General features: G+C 68.1%; 6 protein-coding genes. 5 read left to right on the forward strand and 1 reads right to left on the reverse strand.

What is annotated here, in order from left to right; translation table 11 throughout:
- Positions 1-319 precede the first annotated feature (319 nt).
- A complete protein-coding gene (dnaA, locus tag Q7W29_10600; protein ID MDO9172269.1) occupies positions 320-1,705 on the reverse strand; it encodes a chromosomal replication initiator protein DnaA in 1,386 nt (461 codons plus the stop codon).
- 486 nt (positions 1,706-2,191) lie between these two features.
- On the opposite strand from dnaA, the gene rpmH reads away from it, so the two are divergent.
- The 5 genes from rpmH to Q7W29_10625 all read left to right on the forward strand — a co-directional run.
- Positions 2,192-2,326: a 50S ribosomal protein L34 gene (gene rpmH / locus Q7W29_10605; protein ID MDO9172270.1), complete on the forward strand. Its 135-nt coding sequence runs from the start codon at positions 2,192-2,194 to the stop codon at positions 2,324-2,326.
- Positions 2,327-2,365: 39 nt separating this feature from the next.
- The gene (gene rnpA, locus Q7W29_10610; GenBank protein MDO9172271.1) at positions 2,366-2,827 is read left to right on the forward strand and encodes a ribonuclease P protein component; all 462 of its coding nucleotides are present in this window, start codon (positions 2,366-2,368) and stop codon (positions 2,825-2,827) included.
- A 4-nt stretch (positions 2,828-2,831) separates the two neighbouring features.
- Positions 2,832-3,089, forward strand: a complete 258-nt coding sequence (yidD, locus tag Q7W29_10615; GenBank protein ID MDO9172272.1) for a membrane protein insertion efficiency factor YidD — start codon at positions 2,832-2,834, stop codon at positions 3,087-3,089.
- Entirely contained in the window at positions 3,082-4,839 is a 1,758-nt protein-coding gene (gene yidC / locus Q7W29_10620) for a membrane protein insertase YidC (GenBank protein MDO9172273.1), read from the forward strand. Before yidD ends, yidC begins: the two co-directional genes overlap by 8 nt.
- Positions 4,836-5,421 (forward strand): Jag N-terminal domain-containing protein (locus Q7W29_10625; protein MDO9172274.1); only part of this gene is annotated, 586 nt, incomplete at its 3' end. The genes yidC and Q7W29_10625, both read left to right, overlap by 4 nt.

The following is a 5,421-nucleotide window of genomic DNA, read 5'->3' on the forward strand; positions in this document are numbered from 1 at the left end:
GAGGGATGCCCATGATAGGAACCGCGCTCTCCCTCTTCAAGTCTTTATAGATAAAGTAGGAGAGGTAGTAGGAGCGGTGGACAGGGTGGATATCTCCCCGGTTTCCGCCCCTTTCCCGCCCGGCGACACCCAGGAGCGCCCTGCGGCGCCGTTGCGGATGGTGGACGGTTCGTGGATGACCCGGGGGTTTGCGGCCCGTCGTCCACCGGGCCGCGTCCGTGCACGTTTCGCGCACCGCTCGTCCACAGGTTTCTCCCCAGGCGCGCCGGGGGGGAAAGCGAGGCCGGCCTCCGCGGGGAGGCCGGCCGGGAGCGTCGTCCTAGAAGCGTGCGAAGAGGTCCTTGATGGTCCCGCGGAAGCGCGGGTCCTCCTCGATGAGACCCCTGATCTTCTGGCACGCGTGCAGGACGGTGGTGTGGTCGCGGTTGCCGAACGCGCGGCCGATTTGGTTGAGGGAGACGCCGACCTTTTCCCTGGCGAGATACATGGCCACCTGGCGGGCCAGGACGAGGTCCTGGGTGCGCCGTTTGGACTTGAGCTGATCGACCGTGACGCGATAATGCTCGCAAGAGACATGCATCGCGTCGGCGATCGTCGCCGCCCTGACCGGAGACGTCTGGAACACGGAGGAGAGTACTTCGGAGGCCATGTCCAGACTGATCTCGCTGCCAGTGAGACCTGCAAACGCCAGGAGTTTGATCAGCGCTCCCTCGAGATTGCGGATGTTGTTGGTGACGTTCGTGGCGACGTACTCGATGACGTCGTCGGAGATGTAGATGTTGTTGGTCTCGACCTTCTTCTTGAGGATCGCGACCCGGGTCTCGAAATCGGGCGCCTGGACGTCCACCAGCAGGCCCCACTCGAAACGCGAGCGCAGGCGCTCCTCGAGCGTGGGGATCTCCTTGGGCGGGCGGTCCGAGGTCAGCACGATCTGCTTGCTGTCGTTGTAGAGCGTGTTGAACGTGTGGAAGAACTCCTCCTGCGTGGACTCCTTGCCCGCGAGGAAGGCCACGTCGTCCACCAGCAGGACGTCGACGTTGCGGTACTCGTTCTTGAACTCGTAGGTGCGGTTCTTCTGGATCGACCAGATCAGGTCGTTCATGAACTGCTCGGCCGTGATGTAGCAGACCTTGCGCCCGGGCGCCCCGGCCAGCACCGCGTTGCCGATGGCGTGCATCAGGTGGGTCTTGCCCAGGCCGACGCCGCCGTGGATGAACAGCGGGTTGTAGACCCCGCCCGGCTTCTCGCTGACCGCCACCGAGGCCGCGTAGGCCATCTTCGAACCAGAGCCGATGACGAAGCTGTCGAAGGTGTAGTCGCGGTTCAGGTAGATCCGGCCGTGGCCCTGGCGGGCAGCGGTGGGCGGGGGAGTCGGCTCCTCCGCGGGCAGCACCTCGGCCTCCTCGACGATGGCGCCGGCGTCGAACAGGTCGCGCCGGCGGTCCGATGCGGTCTCGTCGAACGTGTAGGTGCAGGTCACGGGCCGCCCGAAGTGGTCGGCCAGGGCCTGGGTGAGCGTCGCGGAGTGGTGTTCGCTGAACCAGTCCTGGAAGAACCGGTCCGGGCACAGGATCCGGATCCCGTCGGCGTCCCACGCCACCGGGCGCAGGGGCGAGAACCAGGTCTCGAAGGTCTGCTGGGAGACCTTCTGGCGGATCAGGTCGAGGACCGCGTCCCAGTAGCTGGTCAGGGGAGCCAGTTCCATCAGGTGGGTGCCCCTTCCTTGATCGCGAGACGGACTTCCCCAACCGGCGCCCACTTATGCACAGGCGGGCCGCCACGACAAATCCAGCAATTTCATTGAGTTGCGAAAACCGACGCCGGGTTTCTATGTCAGGTTATCCACAGGACCGAGGAATTGTGGATAATCTTGGGGTGCCATTCCTTGGTTTTCAACAGCCGTGGAGCGAAGCTAGCATGGCCCAAAATGGGCTGCAAGGATTTTCTTCCGGGCGTTTTAAAAAGACCTGAACTCCCAGGCGTTCAGGGAGTTGCGCCCCTAGAGGCCGGCCGCCCCCTCCGGTTCCGGTCGGCGGCCCGGCCTTGGTGTCCCGGACCCGCCGGACCCCGGAACCGCCTCGCGGCGGCATTCCGGGGCCGATCCGTCGGCGAAGTTCCTTGACACTCCCCCGCAATCGGCATAATCTTCATCGGTTCTGCTCTGAAAACCCGTTGCACAAGGAAGGCCCCCGTGAAGAGGACCTATCAGCCCAGCAATATCAAGCGCGCCCGCACCCACGGCTTCCGCTCGCGGATGGCCACCAAGGGCGGGCGCCTCGTCCTGAAGCGCCGCCGCGCCAAGGGCCGCAAGCGCGTGAGCGTCTGATGTCGGGATGGGTCTGATGTCGGGACCTCGAGGACGGATGTGAATCCGCGATCGCTGACCCGGCAGAAGGATTTCCAAAAGGTCTATCTGGAAGGCCGGAAACTCGTCACCCGCACGTTCGTCCTCCATCTGCTTCCGGCTCCGGACGACGCCAAGGCGGTCGTCGCCAGCAAGAAGGTCGGCGGAGCCGTCCAGCGCAATCGGGCCAAGCGACTTCTGCGGCACATGCTCCAGGCGGTGTTCTTCCCGGGCTCGGAAGCGACCGTGAAGAAGACCGCCTGGTTTGTCGACGGCGCCGGGGCGAGACCGCAGGATGACGGTGAGGCCGCGACGGGCCTGTGGGTCGTCGCGGTGGGACGGCGGCCGATCCTCGAGCGCGACATCCACGACGTCATCGTGGACGCGCGCGCCGCGCTCGCCCGCCTGGACGAGCCTGACCGAGCCGAGCCCGATCGAGTCGAGCCCGACGCCGGTCGGCCGCAGCAGCCGGAGGGTCACTAGAAGCATGTGGCGCGCGCCCTACCTGCTGGTCAGGATCTACCAGCGTCTGCTCTCGCCGCTGCTGCCCGCCACGTGCCGCTACGAACCGTCGTGTTCCGAATACGCCGCCGAGGCCCTGCGCACGCACGGCCTGCGGCGCGGGACGGTCCTCGCCGCGCGCCGCATCCTGCGCTGCCACCCCTGGCGCGCCGGCGGCCACGATCCGGTGCCCCCCGTCGCGGCGGGCGCCTCCTCCCACCACGGAGATCACCGTCATGGATAGACGCACGCTCCTGGCCATGCTGCTGTTCCTGGTCCTGTTCCTGGTCTGGTCGAAGGTGATGGACCGCTACCGGCCGGAACCGGTGCCGGTGCGCCCCGCCGCCGAGAGCGTCTCCGGGAGCGGCGCCGAAGTCGTCGTCGGCGACGCGGGAGCCGCCGGGCCCGCGGCCTTCGCCGCGACCGATACGTCGGCCGCCTTCGCGGCCGGCCCCGGCGGCGTCTTCGCGACGCCGGGCGACGCGGTCTACGAGATCGGCAACGAGCTATTCACGCTGCGCATCGCCGAGGCCGGCGGCGCGATCGTCGGCTGCAAGCTCCGCGACTACCGCAACGGCGACGGCGGCGGCGTGGAGCTGGTGCCCCCCGCCGGCGCTCTCGACGAACCGCCCGCGGGCGATGTCCTGGTGCGCGAGAGCGGCGAGCTGGACGTCGGCCGGGCGCCGTTCCTGCCCGTCGGCGAGGCGGGCTTCACGCTGGGCGCGCTCGACGCGCCGCGCGAGCTGGTGCTGGAGGCCGCGGGCGCCGGCGGCCTGGTCGTGCGCAAGATCTACACGCTGCGGCCCGGCGACTACATCGTGGACGTGCGCTACGAGACGCCGTCGGGCGGCCCCGTGCTGCGCGGCGCACGCTTCGTCTGGCGGCGCGGCATCGCGATCACCGAGCACGCGACCAAGGCCATGATGCAGCGCGGCAGCTTCCGCTCCTTCGTGCAGGTGGGGGAGGACTTCCACGCGATGTCGCAGGACAACGTGGTCAAGGGCAAGGGCGAAGAGGCGTTCCGCGGCACCATCCGCTTCGCCGGCGTGCAGAACAAGTACTTCTCGATCCTCGGCTTCCTGCCCGACGACGGCCGCTCGGCCGCCGAGGGCCGCGTCAAGCTCGGCGGCGACCGCGAGACGGGCCACCAGGCCTGGGAGTTCGAGGTCCCCGCGCGTCCCGGCGCCGGCGCCGCGACCGCCGCGCTGTCGCTCTATCTCGGCCCCAACGACTACCGTCGTCTGCGGGCCCACGGCCACGATCTCGAGAAGATCGTGAACCTGGGCTGGAAGTGGATCCAGCCCATCAGCGAACTCGTGCTGCGCCTGATGAACTGGCTGCACGGGTTCATCCCCAACTACGGTTGGGTCATCGTCATCATCTCCATCCTCAGCAAGCTGGTGTTCTGGCCGCTGACGGCCAAGGGCACCAAGGCCATGAAGCAGATGCAGGACTCGCAGGCCAGGCTGAAGCCGAAGCTGGACGCGCTGAAGAAGAAGCACAGCGGCGACCCGCAGCGCTACAACCAGGAGATGATGAAACTCTACAAGGAAGAGGGAGTGAATCCCCTCGCGGGCATGTCGGGCTGCATGCCGATGCTGGTCCAGATGCCGGTGTTCATCGCACTCTACCAGGTGCTCTACAACATGGTGGACCTGCGCATGACGCCCTGGCTGGGCTGGATCAAGGACCTGTCGCAACCCGACGCGCTGTTCGTGCTGCCGTTCTCCCTGCCCCTGCTCGGCAACCTGTTCAACCTGCTGCCCCTGCTGATGGCGGCGGTGACCTGGTGGCAGACCAAGCTCACGCCCACCGGCGGCGCGGGCGGACAGATGGCGGCCATGAACACGATCATGCCCGTGATGATGCTCTTCTTCCTCTACAACATGCCTTCCGGACTCGTGATCTACTGGACGATCAACACGGCCGTCACGGCCCTGCAGACCTGGAGGATCCACAAGTCCGCACCCGCATCGGGAGGTGCACCAGCGTGAAGAACGAGAAACTGCCAGGCGACGTCTGCGAGAGCAAGGGCCGCACGGTCGACGAGGCCGTCTCCGAAGCCCTGCTCCAACTCGGCGCCCGTCGCGACGAGGTCCAGATCGAAGTGCTCGAAGAAGGCAAGGACGGCCTGTTCGGCCTGATCGGCCGCCGCTCGGCCCGCGTCCGCGTCCGCCGCCGCGGCGGCGCCCGCGGCCGGCAGGACGCGCCGCGATCCGCAGCGCCCGGCGATCGGGGTCGTGGTTCGGACCGTGGTCGCGGCTCCGACCGCGGTCGCGGCCAGGACCGCGGCCAGGGCGGCGACCGCAACCGCGGTGCGGCCCGCGTCGACGGTCAGCAGCGACCGGCCGGCGGACGCGACGAACAGCGTGGTCGCGACGGCGCCAAAAGCCGCGACAATGATCGGGGCCGTGACGGCGGCCGCGGTCGCCGCGACGAGCGCCCGCGTTCCGAGCCTCGCCAGGACGCTCGTCCGGGCGCCCGCCCCATCGAGGCTCGCCAAGGCGAACCGCGCCGCAGCGAGGCTCCCGGCGCCGAGACCCGCGAGGACGGCGAAGGCCGGTCCAGCCGTCGCC

This window comes from bacterium (genome assembly GCA_030654305.1).
Taxonomy (GTDB): Bacteria; Krumholzibacteriota; Krumholzibacteriia; order LZORAL124-64-63; family LZORAL124-64-63; genus PNOJ01.